20 protein-coding genes are annotated in these 18,926 nt (G+C 59.6%); 9 read left to right on the forward strand and 11 right to left on the reverse strand.

Going from position 1 to position 18,926, the window contains the following annotated elements:
* Window positions 1–165: 165 nt before the first annotated feature.
* A complete protein-coding gene (tcdA, locus tag CFter6_RS21250; RefSeq protein ID WP_061542514.1) occupies window positions 166–1,020 on the reverse strand; it encodes a tRNA cyclic N6-threonylcarbamoyladenosine(37) synthase TcdA in 855 nt (284 codons plus the stop codon).
* A 215-nt stretch (window positions 1,021–1,235) separates the two neighbouring features.
* On the opposite strand from tcdA, the gene CFter6_RS21255 reads away from it, so the two are divergent.
* From CFter6_RS21255 to CFter6_RS21265, 3 genes are all read left to right on the forward strand, one after another.
* Complete coding sequence (locus CFter6_RS21255; protein WP_061541603.1) at window positions 1,236–1,784, forward strand: hemerythrin domain-containing protein; 549 nt, start codon at window positions 1,236–1,238, stop codon at window positions 1,782–1,784.
* Window positions 1,781–2,434 (forward strand): pyridoxamine 5'-phosphate oxidase, encoded by a 654-nt coding sequence (gene pdxH, locus CFter6_RS21260; protein WP_061541604.1) that lies wholly within the window; start codon window positions 1,781–1,783, stop codon window positions 2,432–2,434. Before CFter6_RS21255 ends, pdxH begins: the two co-directional genes overlap by 4 nt.
* Window positions 2,435–2,505: 71 nt before the next feature.
* On the forward strand, window positions 2,506–3,720 hold the full coding sequence (locus CFter6_RS21265; protein ID WP_061541605.1) for an SAM-dependent methyltransferase: 1,215 nt from the start codon (window positions 2,506–2,508) through the stop codon (window positions 3,718–3,720).
* A 42-nt stretch (window positions 3,721–3,762) separates the two neighbouring features.
* Here the strand turns inward: CFter6_RS21265 and msrA are convergent, their stop codons facing one another.
* The 9 genes from msrA to CFter6_RS21310 form a co-directional block, all read right to left on the reverse strand.
* On the reverse strand, window positions 3,763–4,296 hold the full coding sequence (msrA, locus tag CFter6_RS21270) for a peptide-methionine (S)-S-oxide reductase MsrA (protein ID WP_061541606.1): 534 nt from the start codon (window positions 4,294–4,296) through the stop codon (window positions 3,763–3,765).
* Window positions 4,297–4,464: 168 nt separating this feature from the next.
* Window positions 4,465–5,181, reverse strand: a complete 717-nt coding sequence (locus tag CFter6_RS21275) for an OmpW/AlkL family protein (protein WP_061541607.1) — start codon at window positions 5,179–5,181, stop codon at window positions 4,465–4,467.
* A gap of 273 nt (window positions 5,182–5,454) precedes the next feature.
* Complete coding sequence (locus CFter6_RS21280; protein ID WP_061541608.1) at window positions 5,455–6,489, reverse strand: L-threonylcarbamoyladenylate synthase; 1,035 nt, start codon at window positions 6,487–6,489, stop codon at window positions 5,455–5,457.
* Window positions 6,490–7,677 (reverse strand): 5-(carboxyamino)imidazole ribonucleotide synthase, encoded by a 1,188-nt coding sequence (locus CFter6_RS21285; protein ID WP_150118830.1) that lies wholly within the window; start codon window positions 7,675–7,677, stop codon window positions 6,490–6,492. It abuts the gene before it with no gap.
* Between the two features lie 38 nt (window positions 7,678–7,715).
* On the reverse strand, window positions 7,716–8,231 hold the full coding sequence (purE, locus tag CFter6_RS21290) for a 5-(carboxyamino)imidazole ribonucleotide mutase (RefSeq protein WP_183081642.1): 516 nt from the start codon (window positions 8,229–8,231) through the stop codon (window positions 7,716–7,718).
* Window positions 8,231–9,127 (reverse strand): phosphoribosylaminoimidazolesuccinocarboxamide synthase, encoded by an 897-nt coding sequence (locus CFter6_RS21295; protein ID WP_061541610.1) that lies wholly within the window; start codon window positions 9,125–9,127, stop codon window positions 8,231–8,233. Before CFter6_RS21295 ends, purE begins: the two co-directional genes overlap by 1 nt.
* Before the next feature lie 107 nt (window positions 9,128–9,234).
* Window positions 9,235–10,299: a class II fructose-bisphosphate aldolase gene (fba, locus tag CFter6_RS21300; RefSeq protein WP_014007762.1), complete on the reverse strand. Its 1,065-nt coding sequence runs from the start codon at window positions 10,297–10,299 to the stop codon at window positions 9,235–9,237.
* A gap of 95 nt (window positions 10,300–10,394) precedes the next feature.
* Entirely contained in the window at window positions 10,395–11,828 is a 1,434-nt protein-coding gene (gene pyk / locus CFter6_RS21305) for a pyruvate kinase (RefSeq protein WP_061541611.1), read from the reverse strand.
* A 78-nt stretch (window positions 11,829–11,906) separates the two neighbouring features.
* Window positions 11,907–13,100 carry a phosphoglycerate kinase gene (locus CFter6_RS21310; RefSeq protein WP_061541612.1) on the reverse strand — a complete coding sequence of 398 codons (1,194 nt, stop codon included), beginning with the start codon at window positions 13,098–13,100 and terminating at the stop codon, window positions 11,907–11,909.
* A gap of 281 nt (window positions 13,101–13,381) precedes the next feature.
* Between CFter6_RS21310 and CFter6_RS21315 the strand changes: the two genes are divergently transcribed.
* The 5 genes from CFter6_RS21315 to CFter6_RS21335 all read left to right on the forward strand — a co-directional run bounded on the left by CFter6_RS21315 (window position 13,382) and on the right by CFter6_RS21335 (window position 16,683).
* Window positions 13,382–14,308 carry a branched-chain amino acid transaminase gene (locus CFter6_RS21315; protein ID WP_061541613.1) on the forward strand — a complete coding sequence of 309 codons (927 nt, stop codon included), beginning with the start codon at window positions 13,382–13,384 and terminating at the stop codon, window positions 14,306–14,308.
* 56 nt (window positions 14,309–14,364) lie between these two features.
* Window positions 14,365–14,580 (forward strand): zinc-finger domain-containing protein, encoded by a 216-nt coding sequence (locus tag CFter6_RS21320; protein WP_061541614.1) that lies wholly within the window; start codon window positions 14,365–14,367, stop codon window positions 14,578–14,580.
* Between the two features lie 84 nt (window positions 14,581–14,664).
* Window positions 14,665–15,096 (forward strand): YybH family protein, encoded by a 432-nt coding sequence (locus CFter6_RS21325; RefSeq protein ID WP_014007767.1) that lies wholly within the window; start codon window positions 14,665–14,667, stop codon window positions 15,094–15,096.
* A gap of 22 nt (window positions 15,097–15,118) precedes the next feature.
* Entirely contained in the window at window positions 15,119–16,090 is a 972-nt protein-coding gene (locus tag CFter6_RS21330) for a YheT family hydrolase (protein WP_061541615.1), read from the forward strand.
* A 2-nt stretch (window positions 16,091–16,092) separates the two neighbouring features.
* Window positions 16,093–16,683, forward strand: a complete 591-nt coding sequence (locus CFter6_RS21335; protein ID WP_061541616.1) for a DUF2946 family protein — start codon at window positions 16,093–16,095, stop codon at window positions 16,681–16,683.
* Between the two features lie 92 nt (window positions 16,684–16,775).
* Here CFter6_RS21335 and CFter6_RS21340 read toward each other — a convergent pair whose 3' ends face one another.
* Entirely contained in the window at window positions 16,776–18,281 is a 1,506-nt protein-coding gene (locus CFter6_RS21340; protein ID WP_061541617.1) for a M48 family metalloprotease, read from the reverse strand.
* A 127-nt stretch (window positions 18,282–18,408) separates the two neighbouring features.
* Between CFter6_RS21340 and moaC the strand changes: the two genes are divergently transcribed.
* A complete protein-coding gene (gene moaC, locus CFter6_RS21345; RefSeq protein ID WP_061541618.1) occupies window positions 18,409–18,909 on the forward strand; it encodes a cyclic pyranopterin monophosphate synthase MoaC in 501 nt (166 codons plus the stop codon).
* The last annotated feature ends 17 nt before the right edge of the window (window positions 18,910–18,926 follow it).

Consider the following 18,926-nt stretch of genomic DNA (forward strand, 5'->3'; position numbering starts at 1 on the left):
CCGGGATACCGCGGCACGTCAATTCACGGGCTGCAGCAATGGACGACTAAAAGCGGGCAAATTGCATCGGGCAAGGCGCCCATCCACGGGTACTGGGACAACTGTCCAAAACCGGATCTCCTGTAAAGATAGTCCACCGGATTCTATGGAGGCGCCACGGGCAAGTCAAGCAACGACCGCCGCATCCGCCGCCAGCTTGCGCAGGACATGGCCGGCCGCAACCAGGCCGAAAGTGGCGGTGACCACTACCGCCGAACCATAACCTGCGCAATTCAGGCCAGTAACGCCGGGCGCGGTGTCGGCATCGACGGCGCACACCTCTGCGCTGAGCGGCGCACTCAAGGGTTCGGTGGAAAACACCGCATCGATGCCGAAACGTACCTTGTCGCCGCGCGGGAAACGGTATTCGGAACGTAAACGCTTGCGCACCTTGGCCAGCAGCGGTTCCTGCTCGGTCTTGGCAAGATCGCGCACTTCAATGCAGGTCGCATCAACCTGCCCGCCGGCGCTGCCGATCGTGATCAGGCGAATTCCCTGGTCGCGGCAATAGGCGATCACCGCCGCCTTGGCGCGCACATTGTCGATGGCGTCGATCACGTAGTCGTAGCGTTGCCCTCCTATCATTTCAGGCAAATTGTCCGCCGTAATGAAATCCTCCACTTCGGTGACGTGGCAATAGGGGTTGATCTGGGCGATACGCGCCGCCAGCGCGCTCACCTTGGCCTGGCCGAGCGTATCGGTCAGCGCATGGATCTGGCGGTTGATGTTGGATTCGGCCAGGTTATCCAGGTCGATCATGGTCAGGTTGCCGACCGCACTGCGCGCCAGCGCCTCGATCGCCCAGGAACCGACGCCGCCGACGCCTATCACGCAGACATGCGCTTGCAGGAAGCGCGCCAGCGCGGCAGCGCCGTACAGGCGCGCGATGCCGCCGAAGCGGCGGTCGAAGTCGATTTCGTCGAGGTCGACGGCAGTGGGGACAAATACGCCAGGAGCGCTTGGTACAACGGATGAGGACATGGCTGGAAACAAAAAAGATGCATGGGCAATCGCCAAAATATCCACGGACAGCCGGATATCGCTATTGGCGCTATTTTACCGGCTCCGCAAGACGGATTTATTTTGAAGTGCTTTAATATGAGTGCATTGCCATTTATCGATGAGTTATCAATGAGTTGCCAGATAAACATCTATCCGCCCAAGGCGCCCCAGCTTAACCCACGAGATACATCATCATGCCAAATGCACTGATCAGCACGGCGCCGGACTTCAGCCAGCCGATAGCCGTCCTCAAGCACTGCCACGACAAGATCCGCCAGCAGCTGAGCACGCTGCAGAACCTGCTCGATCACGTGCCGCAATACGGCAGCGACGCCCAGGCGCAGCAGGCTGCCCACAACGTCATGCGCTATTTCAACCAGGCCGCGCCGCATCATCATGCAGATGAAGAGCAAGACCTGCTGCCGATGTTGCGCGCCACTGCGACAGGGGAAGATGCCGACCTGCTGCAAAAACTGACGCCCGAAATCCTCGCGGAACACCAGCAGATGGACAGCCTCTGGCATTGCCTCAACCTGCAATTGGCGCAGATCGCCGATGGCGCGGCTGTTCAGGCCCCGCCCCTGTTGTCACCGCAAGACGTGCAGCAATTTTCCACCATCTATTCCGCTCACATGGAAAAAGAAGAAACCTGGATTGCGCCCATGGCAAAACGCATTTTCAATGACCAGCAAATGCAACAGCTGGGAGCAGCAATGCAACAACGCCGAGGTATTCCAGCATGAGTCAAAGCAAGGACCAATCCATCGCAGATCTCCGGATCGATTACAGCCAGGCCAGCCTGTCGGAGGCAGACAGCGCCGCCGATCCGATTACGCAATTCGGAACATGGTTCGATGAAGCGATCCAGGCGGAAGTGCCGGAAGCGAATGCGATGAGCCTGGCCACCGTGGGCAGCAACGGCCGCCCATCGTCGCGCATCGTGCTGATCAAGCAATTCGATGAACGCGGTTTTACCTGGTTCACCAATTTCGACAGCCGCAAAGGCCATGAACTGCTGGAGCATCCCTACGGCGCGCTGCTGTTTCACTGGGTTGCGCTGGAACGCCAAGTACGCATCGAAGGCAGGGTCGAGCGCGTCGCCGAAAGCGAGAGCGACGCTTACTTCCACAGCCGGCCGCTGCGCAGCCGCCTTGGCGCGATCGCATCGGCGCAAAGCCAGCCGATCGGCAGCCGCGACCTGCTCGAAGCTGAATATGCGAAGGCCGAAAAAGAGTTCGGCGACCACCCGCCGCGGCCGAATCATTGGGGTGGCTACAGACTTTTCCCGGATACGGTAGAATTTTGGCAAGGACGGCGGTCGCGTTTGCATGACCGGATTCTGTATACCCTGGACGCGGATGGCAACTGGCAGCGGCAACGCCTTCAACCTTAGTTCTGCGTTATTGGTCAAGGCCGGCCGCTTGAGTCCACTAGTACAAGTATTTAATCACCGGAGGAGAAATCGTGTTCTGGGAAAAGAAGCTTGAGAACTGGGTTAATGAAGTCCGCCACCGCGCCGCATTACCGTTACGGCTGGAACTGTGGAACGGCCAGAAGTTTGACTTTGGCAGCTATGCGACGCCGGAGGTTACCGTACGGGTACCGCATGCCTCTGCCCTCACCTACCTGTTGACGCCATCCCTCGCCAACCTCGGCGAGGCGTATGTCGAAGGCAAGATCGAGGTCGAAGGAAAAATCCGGGAAATCATCGCTGTCGGCAATGCACTGGCGGCCAATACGCTGAAAGCGGATGGGAAATTCTCACGCATCACCCGCACCTTCCGCCACAACAAGGAGAAGGATGCGGAAGCGATCCGTTACCACTACGACGTCTCCAACGATTTCTACAAGCTGTGGCTGGACCAGAACATGGTCTATTCCTGCGCCTATTTCGAGAATGGCGATGAAGACCTGGATACGGCGCAGCTGAAAAAAATCGATCACATATTGACCAAGATCCAGGTCCAGCCGGGCCACACCCTGCTCGATATCGGCTGCGGCTGGGGCGCCCTGGTGTTGCGGGCAGCGCAGAAGTTCGGCGCCAGGTGCGTCGGCATCACGCTCTCGGAAAACCAGTATGCATTGGCCAAGGAAAGGGTAAAGCAGGCCGGCCTGGAAGACCGGGTAGAAATCCGCCTGCAAGACTACCGCGACATCACCGGCAGTTTCGACCGCATCACCAGCGTCGGCATGTTCGAGCATGTCGGCCTGAATAACCTGCCCATGTATTTCTCGCGCATCCGCGGCTTGCTGGCGGACGACGGCATCGCCATGAACCACGGCATCACCACCACCGACATCGACAATGGCGAATCGCCTTACGGCGGCGGCGAATTCATCGACAAGTACGTGTTCCCGCACGGCGAGCTGCCGCATATCGGCATGGTGCTGAAAACCATGCAGGAAGGCGGCCTGGAAGTATTCGATGTGGAAAACCTGCGGCGCCACTATGCCAAGACCTGCGGCATCTGGGCCGACAACCTGGAAGCGCGCGCCGACGAAGTCAGGAAAACCGTGGATGACCGCCGCTTCCGCATCTGGCGGATTTACCTGGCCGGCAGTTCCTACGGCTTCGAACGCGACTGGGTGTCGCTGTACCAGGTGGTGTGCCGCAAGGCCGGCCGCAGCGCGAGCACGCTGCCCTGGTCGCGCGACTACATTTACCAGGCCACGCAATAATCGCGGCTATCCACTGTTCCGCCTGGAACAGTGGAGCTATTCTCAGCTGGCGATAACCTTGTCGGCAAAAGTCTTGCGCAACTTTGTCACTTTGGGCGCAACCACGAATGCGCAATAGCCTTGCAGCGGATGCTGGCGGAAGTAATTCTGGTGGTAATCCTCGGCCTTGTAATAGGTCTCGGCAGGGCTCAGCTCAGTGACGATGGGCGCATCCCAGACATTCGCCATTTCCGCCATCACTTTCTTGGCCTCGGCCTCCTGCTGCGGCGACTGGTAATAAATCGCGGAACGATATTGCGTGCCGACGTCGTTGCCCTGCCGGTTCAGGGTAGTCGGGTCGTGGATCGTAAAGAAGATTTCCAACAGCTCACGGAAGCTGATCTGGTCGGTGTCGAATGTCACTGCTACTACTTCGGCATGGCCGGTCGTGCCTTCGCAGACCTGCTCATAGCTTGGGTTGGCTACCTGGCCGCCGGTATATCCCGATTCGACCTGCTGCACGCCCCTTATTTGCTGGTAAACCGCCTCCAGGCACCAGAAGCATCCGCCCCCTAAAACTGCAACTTCCTTGGTCATGGCCGCTACTCCCTGGTTACTTTCCATTAACACTTTCACTTTAACGCAATCTGCCACTGCTTGTCGACGTAGATATACAGAATCTCATATGCAATCCGCGCAGGCAAAAAAATGCCCTGGCTATGCAGGGCATTTAATACAAACCTTATCCAGCGCTTGTCTGATGATTTAGAACTTGTAGCCGACGGTCAGCACCGAAACCAAAGGATTCAGAGTGATTTTGGTAGTCGCGTGGGTCGTTGTTCCATTGCTGTGGCGGGTGCTCAGATCAGCCTTGGTGTCCAGCGGAACATACGACAGGGAGAAATTGGCGGACCAGTTCTTGTCGAAATTATAGGCAATACCGATGTTCGCGACCGGCACGAAAGAACTGCTCAGGTCAGCACTGGTGGAAGCACCAGGATCGCCGCCGGCAAGAAGTCCTGTCAGGCTGTTGGTCAGCTTGATATTCGAATACCAGACGTATGCGGCACCGGCGCCGACATAAGGACGGAACTGGCTGTTAGCGTCGCCGAAATAATATTTCGCCAAGATCGCCGGGCTCCACTGCGTCGCCGTGCCCAGTTGGCCGAGGCCGTTGAGGGAACCTTCGCCGCTCAGCTTGAATTTCGGCGGAATGCCCAGATCCGCAGTGACAGCGATATTGTCGGTAAAGAAATGGGTCATCTGCAGGATCGCGGTATCGGCGTTGGAAACATGCGCGCCGCTGTTTGGCACCGTGATGGTCCCGAGCTTCAGCGGTTCGCTGGACTGGTTCAGTCCGATGTGCGCCCAGCCGAAATTGACGATATTATCGCCAGCCTGTTGCGCCATGGCGGGAGCCGCGCATGCTGCCAGTACGGACAGCGCAGCCAGTTTCGGCAATACGTTGAATTGTTTTTTCATATGTCTTCTCCAAGTTACACTTCATTTTTAGTAGCGGGATTTTTGCCTGCAGCGAATACAGTACAAACCCATTTTTTTTGGCGTTTTTCGGCTCTGGCCTATCCAGACAACGCTCTCTTATTCGACTGCATTTACCAGAATCGGCGTATCCGTGACTTCCGGATATCTTGTCTATGCTTTTTTTCCTCGAAAAGAACGCGCGTGCTATTCTTTTTTTTACACTATGCCAGCTTTAGAATCATTTGACTATAGTTGTAGCTTTTTTACCTCAAATTATTTTTTGAAACCTGCCAGGACGGCAGAGGAATCGTGCGCGGCACGGCGTAAACGATCGTTGACGCCCTGCCAGGCCTGGCTGGACGGCGGCGTTTCCACCACGATCAGGTCAGCCGCGGCGTGATCCATATTGCGCAGTGCCGCATAAAGATCGTGGGCATAAGCCTGGGCCTCAGCAGCCATGGGAAATTGCGCGGCCAGGGACGGCATGCCAGTTGTCAGCGCCGAATAGCTGATCAGCGCCAGGCTCTGTCCAGCCTGGTGCATTTGCTGCAAGGTGCCTGCCAGCTGCGCTGAAGCCACCAGCAGCACCGGCGTGCGCGGCGCATAGTGCGACTCCAGCGTGCCTGAGGCGCGCGGAGCGGCGGCGTCGGCGGCTTGCACCGCAACTCCCAGCACCGCGCCGATTTGTGCGGCGCTGATATGGCCGGGCCGCAGCAGCACCGGCCCATGCGAAGCGATACGGGATAAATCGATGATGGTCGACTCGATGCCGACTTCGCTCTGGCCGCCATCCAGGATGCAGGCGATCGGACTGTCGCCTTCCGTGTCGAATTCGTCGCGCACGTGCTGTGCCGTGGTCGGGCTGACATGGCCGAATTTGTTCGCCGAAGGGCCGGCAATGCCGCCCTTGCCGCCCTTGAACTCACGCAACAAGGCCTGCGCCACCGGATGCGACGGGCAACGCAAGCCGACCGAGCTTTGACCGCCCGAGACCTGATCCGGGATATGCGCGGCGCGCGGCAAGATCAGCGTCAGCGGTCCCGGCCAGAAAGCAGCGATCAGCGCTTGCGCCTGCGGCGGCACCGACTCAACCCAGTAAGCGATGTCCGCTTCCGGAGCAACATGGACGATCACCGGATGATTCGATGGACGTCCCTTGGCGGCGTAGATGCTGGCCACCGCCGCCGGATTCTCGGCATCGGCGCCCAGCCCATACACCGTTTCGGTAGGGAACGCGACCAGCGCGCCGGCTTCCAGCTTGCGCGCGGCCAGCCGGATTGCCTGCAGATCGATGACCGGGGCTTTCATTTACGGAGCGATGCCGAGGATAGCGCAAGCTTGCGCCAGTTGTTGCTGTGCTTCCGCCATGGTGGCGGCGATGAACGTGATATGTCCCATCTTGCGCGCACGGCGCGCCTGCGCCTTGCCGTACAAATGCAAATGCGCCGCCGGCAAGGCCAGAATCTGGTCCCATACCGGTTCACGCGCTTGCTGGCTATCATCGCCCTCGAACCAGACGTCGCCCAGGATATTCAGCATCACTGCCGGCGAATGCTGGCGCGTGTCGCCCAGAGGCATGCGCGCCATGGCCCGCACCTGCTGCGCGAACTGGCTGGTGACGCAGGCATCCATGGTGTAGTGGCCGCTGTTGTGCGGACGCGGCGCCATTTCGTTGACCACCAGCGAGCCGTCCTGCAAGACAAAAAATTCGATGCACAGGACGCCGACATAATTCAGCTGCCCGATGATGGCCAGCGCCGCATGTTGGGCGCGTTCGGCGGTTTCGCCGCAGACGTTCGGGCCCGGCACCGTGGTGGTAAACAGGATGCCGTCGCGATGCACGTTTTCGGCAATCGGATATACCGCTGCCTTGCCGTCGACGCCGCGCACCACCAGCACCGAAACCTCATAGGCCAGCGGCAGCATCTTTTCCAGCACGCAGGCGACGCCGTTCATGCCGGCAAACGCCTGGCGCACTTCGTCCAGGCTGCGCACCCGCGCCTGTCCCTTGCCGTCGTAACCGAGCCGCACCGTTTTCAGGATGCCGGGCAACAGGTCGGACGGGATAGTCTCGATATCCGCTGCCGATTCAATCAGGTGATGCGGCGCCGGCAGTACCGTCGAGGTCTTGGCGCATTCAGTAAAAAAGCGCTTTTCCACCATGCGGTCCTGGGCAACCGAGACAGAGGCGGCGGCAGGCGCGACAAAGCTGCTGCGCGCCAGGATCGCCAGGCTATCGGCGGCGACGTTTTCAAACTCGGTGGTCACCGCTGCGCACAAGCTGGCCATCTCGGTCAGCGCGACTTCATCGCTGTAGTCGGCCAGGAAATGACGATCGGCGACATGGCCGGTCGGGCAATCCTGTTCCGGTTCCAGCACCGCCACCTTGTAACCCATGGCTTGCGCTTCGTGGGTAAACATGCGGCCCAGCTGGCCGCCTCCCATCACGCCCAGCCAGGTGGCCGGCGTGGTGGTGGGCGGGGTGGCGTGGACCATTGGTTCTGTCGAATCATGCGCTTTGTCTTCCATACTGCTCATACCGGAGGCAATTTCATATCAAGGGCAATTTGCGTCTGCTTGGCGCGGAACGCCAGCAGTTTGGCGGCAAGCGCATCGTCGGTAGTAGCCAGCATGGCGATCGCCGACAAAGCGGCGTTGGCAGCGCCGGCTTCGCCGATGGCGTAAGTCGCAACCGGAATCCCCTTCGGCATCTGTACGATGGACAGCAAGGAATCCTCGCCGCGCAGATACTTGGACGGCACTGGCACGCCCAGCACCGGCACGATAGTCTTGGCGGCAATCATGCCCGGCAGGTGGGCAGCGCCGCCGGCGCCGGCGATGATGGCGCGCAGGCCGCGCTCGCGCGCGGATTCGGCATAGGCAAACATCTGGTCCGGCATGCGGTGCGCCGAGATCACTTGCGCCTCGTGCGCGACGCCGAACTCGGTCAGGATGGCGACGGCATGCTGCATCACATCCCAGTCCGAGGAAGATCCCATGACGATGCCGATGATCGGCTTGCCGGCTGGCTGGCTATCCTTGCTCATCATCAATCCTTCAGCGTTTCGCCGGTCAGGCTGAACAGCGCTTCGCGATACTTGGCGCCGGTTTTTTCGATGACATCCTGCGGCAAGGTCGGCGCCGGCGCGGTCTTGTTCCAGCTGGTGACGGTTTCCAGGTAATCGCGCACGAACTGCTTGTCGAACGATGGCGGCGAAATGCCGACCTGGTAACTGGATGCCGGCCAGAAGCGCGACGAATCGGCGGTCAGCACTTCATCCATCAAGTGCAGGACGCCGTCCTGGTCGAGGCCGAATTCGAATTTGGTGTCGGCGATGATGATGCCGCGCGTCGCCGCATAGTCGGCTGCCGTCTTGTACAGTTCGATACTGACGCTGCGGATCTTTTCCGCCAGCTCCTTGCCGATGCGCGCTTCCATGTCGGCAAAACTGATGTTCTCGTCATGCTCGCCCATCTCGGCCTTGGCCGCCGGCGTGAAAATCGGCTCAGCCAGCTTGGCTGCCTGCTGCAAACCCGCCGGCAGGCTGATGCCGCAGATGGCGCCGGTTGCCTGGTAATCTTTCCAGCCCGAACCGATGATATAACCACGCACTACCGCCTCGACCATGATCGGCTGCAAGCGTTTCGCCACCACCGCGCGGCCGCGCACCTGCTCGACTTCGTCGCCCGCCACCACCGACTCCGGCGTTATCCCGGTCAGGTGGTTGGGGACAATCGCCGCCAGCTTGTCGAACCAGAAGTCGGACATGCGGTTCAAGACCTTGCCCTTGCCGGGTATCGGCTGGTTCATGATGACGTCGAAAGCCGACAGGCGGTCCGAAGTCACGATCAGGATCTTGTCCTCGCCGACTGCATAGTTTTCGCGCACCTTGCCGCGACCCAGCAATGGCAGTGAGGTAATGGTGGATTGGTAGAGGCTTGTCATGGTTATTCCAAAAGTCAGAAAACCAGGCAGAGAATGATGTAAGCATCATCCTGCACCTGGTAAGTTATTGCGCCAAGCCTTACCTGGCGCCGGTACTACATTATTTATTACTGAACGATCTGCGCCAGTTCGCCCTTCTTGTATTTCTCTGCAATCTTTTCCAGCGAAACCGGCTTGATCTTGGCAGCCTGGCCTTCGCAGCCGAACGCCAGGAAACGGGCTTTCACCACGGCCTTGGCCGCTTCACGCGCCGGCTTGAGGTAATCGCGCGGATCGAACTTGCTTGGATTCTCGATCAGGTAACGACGGATTGCGCCGGTCATCGCCAGACGGATGTCGGTATCGATATTGATCTTGCGCACGCCGTGGCGGATCCCTTCCTGGATTTCTTCCACCGGCACGCCATAGGTTTCTTTCATGTCGCCGCCGAACTCGCGGATTTCCGCCAGCAGTTCCTGCGGCACCGATGACGAACCGTGCATCACCAGGTGGGTGTTAGGAATGCGGGTATGGATTTCCTTGATGCGTTCGATCGCCAGGATGTCGCCGGTCGGCTTGCGCGAGAACTTGTAAGCGCCGTGCGAAGTGCCGATCGCAATCGCCAGCGCGTCGCACTGGGTCTGCTTGACGAAGTCGGCTGCCTGCGACACGTCGGTCAGCAACTGCTCGCGGGTCATCTTGCCGTCGGCGCCGTGGCCGTCTTCCTTGTCGCCCATCATGGTTTCCAGCGAACCGAGCACGCCCAGTTCCGCTTCCACCGTGACGCCAATCGCGTGCGAGAACTCGACCACCTTGCGCGATACCTCGACGTTGTATTCGTAGCTGGCGACCGACTTGCCGTCTTCCATCAGCGAACCGTCCATCATCACCGAAGTGAAGCCGGACTTGATCGCCGCCATGCAGACCGCAGGCGACTGACCGTGGTCCTGGTGCATCACCACGGGGATGTGCGGGAAAGCTTCGACTGCTGCTTCGATCAAGTGGCGCAAGAATGCCTCGCCGGCATATTTGCGGGCGCCAGCCGAAGCCTGCATGATGACCGGCGCACCGGCTTCATCGGCGGCCTGCATGATGGCCGTGACTTGTTCCAGGTTGTTGACGTTGAAAGCAGGCAGGCCATAGCTGTTTTCAGCTGCGTGGTCCAGCAATTGACGCATGGATACTAGAGGCATGATGTACTCCGATAATAAAAACCTGTAATGGAACAGCGTTCAGGCCGCGCGGATTACGCATTACGACGCAGCGTGCCGATTCTGCTCCAACGAATTCAATACTCGCCGATCTTCATGATCTTCAGCGCATTGGTGCCGCCGATCTGTCCCATCGGCTCGCCCCATGTGACAACCACCAGGTCGCCAAGTTGCACTACGCCATTAGCCAGCAGCAAATTCTGCGCCGCCTTCAGCACCTCTTCGCGGTCGATCGACTTGGCCAGTTCGAAGGTTTGCACATTGCGGTATAAGGCAGCCTTGCGCTGGGTAGCGATGCTCGGGGTGATGGCGCAAATCGGGATATCGATATTGTGCCGGCTCATCCACAATGGCGTCGAGCCGGATTCGGTCAGCGCCGCAATCGCCTTGACCCGCAGGTGATGAGCGGTAAACAAGGCGCCGTAAGCGATCGACTGGTCGACGCGGGTAAACTGGACATTCAGGAAATCGGCGTCGAGCTTGCAGTCTTCCGATTTTTCGGCTTCCAGGCAGATCGCCGACATGGCTTCCACCGTCTCCACCGGATATTTACCGGAAGCGGTTTCGGCAGAAGTCATCACGGCGTCGGTGCCGTCCAGCACGGCGTTGGCGACGTCGGACACTTCGGCCCGGGTCGGCACCGCATTGACGATCATCGATTCCATCATCTGGGTCGCGGTGATGGTCAGCTTGTTGGAAATGCGCGCCATCTTGATCATGCGCTTCTGCAGCGCCGGCACAGCGGCGTTGCCGACTTCCACCGCCAGGTCGCCGCGCGCCACCATGATGCCGTCGGAGGCATCGAGAATTTCCTGCAATACCGGGATCGCTTCGGCGCGTTCGATCTTGGCGATCATCATCGGCTTGTGGTCGTAAGGCTCGCCGGCCACATTGGCCAGCTGGCGTGCCATTTCCATGTCGGTGGCGTTCTTCGGGAAAGACACAGCCACATAATCGGCCTGGAAACTCATCGCGGTCTTGATGTCTTCCATGTCCTTGGCGGTCAGCGCCGGCGCCGTCAAACCGCCGCCCTGGCGGTTGATGCCCTTGTTGTTGGACAGTTCGCCGCCGATCTTGACGATGGTGTGGATCTCGTTGCCGAGGATTCTTTCAACGATCAGCACGATCAAACCATCGTTGAGCAGCAATACGTCAGCCGGTTTCAGGTCGCGCGGCAAAGCCTTGTAATCAAGACCGACGCGTTCCTGGTTGCCCATGGCGCAATCTGCGTCGAGAATGAATTTTTCGCCATTTTTCAACTCGATCTTGCCCTGTTCGAACTTGCCGACCCGGATCTTCGGTCCCTGCAAGTCGGCCATGATCGCGACCTGCTTGCCGCAGGCAGCAGCTATTTCCCGCACCAGCTTGGCGCGGTCGATATGGTCTTGCGCCTTGCCATGCGAAAAATTCAGGCGCACCACATCGACCCCGGCGACGAACATCCGCTTCAGTGTGTCAGCATCGCTCGATGCAGGTCCGATAGTGGCGACGATCTTGGTAGCTCTTTGCATGGACAACCTTTCAGTACAACATGGACAAACCTCAAGACAATTGGTTGTGCAACCAGATGTCCGATTTCGAGGTAAAACTTAGGCGGCGGCGCGCTGCAACAGGATCTCGACCGCCGGCAGGGTCTTGCCTTCCAAAAATTCCAGGAAAGCGCCGCCGCCGGTGGAGATGTAGCCGATCTTGTCGGTAATCTGGTACTTGGCGATGGCTGCCAGCGTATCGCCGCCGCCGGCAATCGAGAAGGCCTTGGAATTGGCGATCGCCAGCGCCAGGATCTTGGTGCCTTCGCCGAACTGGTCGAATTCGAACACGCCGACCGGGCCGTTCCAGACCACGGTGCCGGCCTGGGCGATTTGCGCCGCCAGCGTCGCCGCGGTTTTCGGACCGATGTCCAGGATCAGGTCGTCGTCAGCCACATCGCCGACATCCTTGACCTGCGCCGCCGCCGTCGGCGAAAACTCCTTGGCGCAGACGACGTCGACCGGGATCGGCACCGAAGCGCCGCGCTTGGCCATCATGTCGATAATGGCTTTGGCTTCCTCAACCAGGTCCGGTTCCGCCAGCGACTTGCCGATCTTCAGGCCGCTTGCCAGCAAAAATGTATTGGCGATGCCGCCGCCGACGATCAGGTTGTCGACCTTGTCGGCCAGCGCTTTCAATATGGTCAGCTTGCTCGACACCTTGGAGCCGGCGACGATCGCCACCAGCGGCCGCGCCGGCTGGTTCAGGGCCTTGCCCAGGGCGTCCAGCTCGGCGGCCAGCAAAGGGCCGGCGCAGGCGATCGGCGCAAATTTGGCGATGCCGTGGGTAGTGGCCTCAGCCCGGTGGGCAGTGCCGAAAGCGTCGTTGACATAGATATCGCACAGCTTGGCGATCTTTTGCGCCAGTTCGTCGCTGTTCTTTTTCTCGCCCTTGTTGACGCGGCAATTTTCCAGCAGTACCACCTGGCCCGGCGCCACTTCCACGCCGTCGACCCAGTTCTGACGCAGTTCAACCGACTGGCCCAGCAGTTCCGCCAGGCGCTTGGCGATAGGCGCCAGCGAATCTTCCGGCTTGAATTCGCCTTCGGTCGGACGTCCCAGGTGGGACGTCACCATCACCGCGGCGCCTGCATCCAGCGCTTGGCGGATCGCTGGCACCGAAGCGCGCACGCGCGTATCTTCAGTAATATTGCCTGCCGCGTCTTGCGGCACATTGAGGTCAGCACGGATAAACACGCGCTTGCCTTGCAGCTGGTGTTGCGCGATCAGGTCGCTAAGTCGATTGAATTTCATGTCGATCAGGCAATATCAGGGAGGAAAAGCCGCTATTTTACTCCAGCAGGCTCTGTCAAAACACCGTTTTCGGCGCATGGCGGGTCTCAAAACACCGGCGCCGAGACCAATATTCTACAGAGTAGGCTGCGGCGAATCCGTTAAAATGTCACTTTATACCCAAGAATCCGCCAAAGATCGGCAGTGAGCGACGACAGGCCAATAAACACGACAGGCGCCGCAGTCTCATTCGCAGTTTCATTGCTTATCAGGCAATTTTTATTTGAACTGGAGATTTGAACATGTCCATGGACGACCGCGACGGCAAGATCTGGAAAGACGGCAAACTGATCGACTGGCGCGACGCCAATATCCACGTCCTGACGCATTCGCTGCACTACGGCATGGCAGTCTTCGAAGGCGTGCGCGCCTACAAGACGGAACAGGGTCCGGCGATTTTCCGCCTGAAGGAACACACCCAGCGCCTGCTGAATTCGGCCAAGATCTTCCAGATGCAGGTTCCTTACGACCTGCAAACCCTGATCGATGCGCAAATCCAGGTGGTGCGCGAGAACGAGCTGGAATCCTGCTACATGCGGCCGCTGATCTGGATCGGCTCGGAAAAGCTCGGCATCGCGGCCAAGGGCAACACAGTGCATGTCGCGATCGCTGCCTGGCCGTGGGGCGCTTACCTGGGCGAAGACGGCCTGGCCAAAGGCATCCGCGTCAAGACTTCCTCGTTCAGCCGCCACCATGTCAATGTGTCGCTGGTGCGCGCCAAGGCCAGCGGCTATTACATCAATTCCATCCTGGCCAACCAGGAAGCGCTGACCGACGGCTACGACGAAGCGCTGCTGCTGGATACCGACGGTTATGTATCGGAAGGTTCCGGCGAGAACGTGTTCATCGTCAAGAACGGCAAGATCTATACGCCCGACCTGGCCTCCTGCCTGGACGGCATCACGCGCGATGCGGTGCTGACCATGGCGCGCGACAGCGGCATCGAAGTGATCGAGAAACGCATCACACGCGATGAAGTGTATTGCAGCGACGAAGCCTTCTTTACCGGCACCGCGGCGGAAATCACGCCGATCCGCGAACTCGACAACCGCGCCATCGGCGAAGGCAAGCGCGGCCCGATCACCGAAAAGATGCAAACCATGTTTTTCGATGTAGTGGCAGGCAAGTCGGACAAATACCGGCACTGGCTTACCGTGGTCGGGAAATAAGGCAGCGCCGGCATCACTTGGTTACAAGTAAAGTACAAGCAAATTTGGAGAAGCAGATGAGTACAGTTGCAAATTCGGCAGCAAATATACAAACCCCGGTCGAACTCGACGGCAAGGACCTGCCGGCGCATTGCCCCAATCCGGCAATGCCGCTATGGTCTTCGCATCCGCGCGTGTTTCTGGAATTCGACAAGAGCAGCGGCAACGCCAAATGCCCCTACTGCGGCACGCAATATCGGCTGAAACCGGGCGCGGTGGTCAAGGCCCACTGATGACAAAAAGGGAGCCTGGCTCCCTTTTTTGATGGCAGCAAAACATGGTGACAATTCGTTCAACAGTTTGAGCACGGAGGCGATATGCCGCACGTCAAATTCATGCACGGCTCAGCCGAAGAAACCGAAACCGCTTTTTACGACGCCATGAGCCGCGCCGATATCGAGGCCATGATGGCGCTATGGGCGGACGACGACGAGATCGTCTGCATCCATCCGAACGCAACCCGGCTGCATGGCCATGCAGCGATCAGGGCCGCTTTCGAAAGCCTGTTCGAGCGCGGCGGCGTGCACATCCGTGCACGCCAGCTGCACGTGACGCATAATATGTCGACCAGCATCCATAACCTGGTGGAAGAACTGCACCAGGCCAGCGAATCCGACCGGGAAATGCATATCCTGGCGACCAACATCTACATGAAGACCCCGCGCGGCTGGCGCATCGTGCTGCACCACGCCTCGGTGGCGCCGGGAGCAGCGCCGGAAGAAACCACCTCCAGCGCCACCCTGCATTGAATCGAACATCACAGAAAATCGTATGCCCGCTGCTGCCTCACTTAGCTCCTACCCCGCGCCGTTATGGCTGCCGGGCGGCCATCTGCAAACCATTTACCCGGCCACCTGCATCAGCAAGCCGGCGGTCGCGTTCCGGCGCGAACGCTGGGATACGCCGGACGGCGATTTCATCGACATCGATTTTGTCGACGGCAAGCCGGGACAGCCGCTGGTGGTGCTGTTCCACGGACTGGAAGGCTCTTCCGACAGCCACTACAGCCGCGCCCTGATGGCGCAACTGGCCACGCTGGGCTGGTCGGGAGCGGTGCCGCATTTCCGCGGCTGCTCCGGCGAAATCAACCAGGCGCCGCGCTTTTACCATTCCGGCGATGCTGAAGAAGTCGACTGGATATTGCGCCGCCTGGTTGCCAGCCGCGGCACCAGACAATTCGGCAAACTTTATGCGACCGGCGTTTCGCTGGGCGGCAATGCGCTGCTGCGCTGGCTCGGCGAATCCCAGCACCAGGCTGAAATCGTCGACGCCGCCTGCGCGATTTCCGCGCCGCTCGACCTGGCCGGCGGCGGAGCGGCCCTGTCGCGCGGCTTCAACATGGTCTACACGCGCTCCTTCCTGCGCACCATGAAAAGCAAGTCGCTCGACAAACTGCAGCAATTCCCGCGCCTGTTCGACCGCGAAAAAATGCTGCGCGCACGCAACCTGTACGAGTTCGACAATATCGTCACCGCGCCCCTGCACGGTTTCCGCGACACCGACGACTACTGGCATCGCGCCAGCGCCAAGCTGGTGATCAACGACATCACGCTGCCGACGCTGGTGCTCAACGCCCGCAACGACCCCTTCCTGCCGCCGCAGCACCTGCCGCCCAAGGCCGCCGCCAGCGTCACCCTCGACTATCCGGAACAAGGCGGCCATGTAGGTTTCGCCACCGGCGGCCCGCCCGGCCGGCTCGACTGGCTGCCGCAGCGCATGCTGCGTTTTTTGCAGGATAACTAAGGATGGACCAGATCGTCGCTCAAGCCATGCAAAAGTGGCCCAACGTTCCCCATTGCTACGGCTGGCTGACCCTGGACGCACGCGGCGCCTGGCGCATGCGCGACGAACAGGCGCAGCGCCACAACCTGCCCGGCGACAAGATCATGCATGCGGCGCTGGTCGGCTTCATCAACCGCAACTACAGTGCGGACGAAAACGGCTGCTGGTATTTCCAGAACGGCCCGCAGCGCGTGTATGTCGACCTAGAACTGACCCCCTACATCGCCCACACCGACCCTACGCAGGGTTTTGTCTTGCAAAACGGCGCAGCGATGGCGGCTATCGAATCCGTCATGCTGACCGAACAAGGCCGGCTGCTGCTGATCGCCCCAGGCCAGGTCGCCGCCGTCGACGACCGCGACCTGGTGCAATGCTTGGCCGACTTGCGCATGGACGGAAACCCCGTCAGCGACGAAACCCTGCTCGACTGGATAGCAGCGCCGCATCAAACCCTGACCTGGCAAAAATCAGGAACAACATTACCCGTCATGCACATCGCCACGGAAAACATCGCAACGCATTTCGGTTTTACTCAAAAACCCCGCCAGACGTAGTTAAATGGGCTCAGAGTTTTTTTTCGGCAGTTTTATCGCCGAAAATTACTCTGACCCCATTTAACGGACCACGGAGAAGAAAACTCTCGGCACTAACGCTCTTTAGACGCCGCCAACTCCTCTTTCCACCGCTCCTGCAACTCCCGCTCCCGCGCATCAATCATGGACTGGTCATAAAACCCCCCATCCCCCGAATTGCGCGCAATCCGCAACTGATCCAGCGCCGCCGGCACACTCCCGGTCAACACATAAGATTCCGCCAAAGCCATATGCTGCAAAGCCCGCTTGCCCTGCGCCGAATAGGCCTGGGCCAGCAAATCCTGCACATCCGCATCCTGGCGATACAGCCGGGCCTGCTCGCGCAAATATTTGATGGCGTCGTCAAGTCGCTTTGAAGCAATCAGCGCCCGCGCATATTGATGCGCCAGCCCGCGCGACAGGGGATACTGGAGCTGTCCCTGCTGCACCAGCGTCAAGGCTTCCGCCTCGCGCTTGCTGGCCAGCATGATCTCAACGCCCAGGTCCGTCAGCACCAGGCTCGGCTTCGCCGGCAAAGCCGCAGCTACCGCCTGTTGCAGCAATTCCTCCGCCTTGTCGTATGCCCCCTGCTTGAACGCCAGGAAAGCCATGCCATATTTAGCGGCGACAATCTGTTGCTTGGTATTCAGCTGCAGCTGCGCATCGAATACGATCTGGGCGTCGCGCCGGCCCTGCTCGGTATCGTCCTGCAGCACCCGCACGCGAGCGCGTATCAGCTGGAAATCCAGGCTGTCGGCCCGCTGCCGGTAACGCTGCTCGCGGATCCGGGCCTCGATGTCGGCAATCCGCTCGGTAGTCAGCGGGTGCGTCAGCAGATACGGCGGAACCACATCCGAATAATTGCGTGAAGCCGTTTGCATGCGCCCGAAAAAAGCTACCATGCCACTGGTGTCGAAACCGCCGGAATCCAGGATCGACAGCCCGATCCGGTCCGCCTCGCGCTCGGCGTCGCGGCTGAAATTCAGCTGCCTCTGCATCGCCAGCCCGGTGCCGCCCATCATCACCGCCGCGCCGGCATCGCCGCTACCACGCATCGCCAGCGCCCCCAGCAGCATGGACGCCAGGGCAATCATCGAATCCTGCTTCTGGCTGCCCACCATGCGTGCGATATGGCGCTGCGCCACGTGGCCGATTTCATGCGCCAGCACCGAAGCCAGCTCCGATTCGCTCTGCGCCGCCAGCAACAGGCCGGAATGCACGCCGATAAAACCGCCCGGCAAGGCAAACGCATTCAAGACCGGATCGCGCACCGCAAAGAAGAAAAAATCAAACCCAGCTTCGCCGCGCACCTCGGGCCGGGCGTTAACCAGGGTCCAGCCGAAATTGTTCAGGTATTCCAGCAGCGGCGCATCATTCAGGTAATCGGGATCGCGGCGGATATCGTGCATCACCTCCTCGCCCAGCTTGCGCTCCATCAGCGGCGACAGCGATTCGCGGGAAGTGTCACCCAGAGTTGGCAGGTTTTGCACTGCAAATGCAGGCTGCGCCGGCAGCGCGCAGCAGGCGCTGATGAGCGCTGCAAGCAACATTCGCCCGGGCATTTGCAAGGATAGCTTCATCGAGTACTGGGTGGTGTCAAAATCACGATGCTATGATACTAACAGAGGGCAATTGTTCCACCGTCAGTATGTACCGACAGCCTGCAAAATTCGACCAGCGACTGCATCATCTACAGAAAATACCGCCATGACCAATAAAACTCCCGCAGCCGACAAGCTGACCCACTTCGACCAGACCGGCCAAGCCCACATGGTCGATGTCGGCAGCAAAAAAGACACCCACCGCGTTGCTGTCGCCAGCGGCTGCATCCGCATGAAGGCCGAGACATTGGCGCTGATCCAGTCCGGAACAGCAAAAAAGGGCGATGTGCTGGGTATTGCCCGCATCGCCGCCATCATGGCGACCAAACGCACCAGCGACCTGATCCCGCTGTGCCATCCGCTGGCGCTGACGCGGGTTACGGTTGACTTCAGTATTGATAATGCAGCAAGCAGCATTACTTGCAATGCGCAGGCTGAGACTGTGGGCAAGACCGGGGTGGAGATGGAAGCGTTGACGGCGGTGCAGATTGGGTTGCTGACTATTTATGACATGTGCAAGGCGGTAGATAGGGGAATGGTGATTACCGATGTGCGGGTGATGGAGAAGCATGGCGGCAAGTCGGGAGACTGGATAGCCGAATCATGATTCCCGCCTCCTCTCAT

Source organism: Collimonas fungivorans (genome assembly GCF_001584145.1).
Classification (GTDB): domain Bacteria; phylum Pseudomonadota; class Gammaproteobacteria; order Burkholderiales; family Burkholderiaceae_D; genus Collimonas; species Collimonas fungivorans.

Bases quoted from the DNA above. Each gene is read 5' to 3' on its own strand.
- tcdA (WP_061542514.1), bottom strand. From the start codon at position 1,020: ATGTCCTCATCCGTTGTACCAAGCGCTCCTGGCGTATTTGTCCCCACT.
- CFter6_RS21255 (WP_061541603.1), top strand. From the start codon at position 1,236: ATGCCAAATGCACTGATCAGCACGGCGCCGGACTTCAGCCAGCCGATA.
- pdxH (WP_061541604.1), top strand. From the start codon at position 1,781: ATGAGTCAAAGCAAGGACCAATCCATCGCAGATCTCCGGATCGATTAC.
- msrA (WP_061541606.1), bottom strand. From the start codon at position 4,296: ATGACCAAGGAAGTTGCAGTTTTAGGGGGCGGATGCTTCTGGTGCCTG.
- CFter6_RS21275 (WP_061541607.1), bottom strand. From the start codon at position 5,181: ATGAAAAAACAATTCAACGTATTGCCGAAACTGGCTGCGCTGTCCGTA.
- CFter6_RS21280 (WP_061541608.1), bottom strand. From the start codon at position 6,489: ATGAAAGCCCCGGTCATCGATCTGCAGGCAATCCGGCTGGCCGCGCGC.
- CFter6_RS21285 (WP_150118830.1), bottom strand. From the start codon at position 7,677: ATGGTCCACGCCACCCCGCCCACCACCACGCCGGCCACCTGGCTGGGC.
- purE (WP_183081642.1), bottom strand. From the start codon at position 8,231: ATGATGAGCAAGGATAGCCAGCCAGCCGGCAAGCCGATCATCGGCATC.
- CFter6_RS21295 (WP_061541610.1), bottom strand. From the start codon at position 9,127: ATGACAAGCCTCTACCAATCCACCATTACCTCACTGCCATTGCTGGGT.
- fba (WP_014007762.1), bottom strand. From the start codon at position 10,299: ATGCCTCTAGTATCCATGCGTCAATTGCTGGACCACGCAGCTGAAAAC.
- pyk (WP_061541611.1), bottom strand. From the start codon at position 11,828: ATGCAAAGAGCTACCAAGATCGTCGCCACTATCGGACCTGCATCGAGC.
- CFter6_RS21310 (WP_061541612.1), bottom strand. From the start codon at position 13,100: ATGAAATTCAATCGACTTAGCGACCTGATCGCGCAACACCAGCTGCAA.
- CFter6_RS21315 (WP_061541613.1), top strand. From the start codon at position 13,382: ATGTCCATGGACGACCGCGACGGCAAGATCTGGAAAGACGGCAAACTG.
- CFter6_RS21320 (WP_061541614.1), top strand. From the start codon at position 14,365: ATGAGTACAGTTGCAAATTCGGCAGCAAATATACAAACCCCGGTCGAA.
- CFter6_RS21325 (WP_014007767.1), top strand. From the start codon at position 14,665: ATGCCGCACGTCAAATTCATGCACGGCTCAGCCGAAGAAACCGAAACC.
- CFter6_RS21330 (WP_061541615.1), top strand. From the start codon at position 15,119: ATGCCCGCTGCTGCCTCACTTAGCTCCTACCCCGCGCCGTTATGGCTG.
- CFter6_RS21335 (WP_061541616.1), top strand. From the start codon at position 16,093: ATGGACCAGATCGTCGCTCAAGCCATGCAAAAGTGGCCCAACGTTCCC.
- CFter6_RS21340 (WP_061541617.1), bottom strand. From the start codon at position 18,281: ATGAAGCTATCCTTGCAAATGCCCGGGCGAATGTTGCTTGCAGCGCTC.
- moaC (WP_061541618.1), top strand. From the start codon at position 18,409: ATGACCAATAAAACTCCCGCAGCCGACAAGCTGACCCACTTCGACCAG.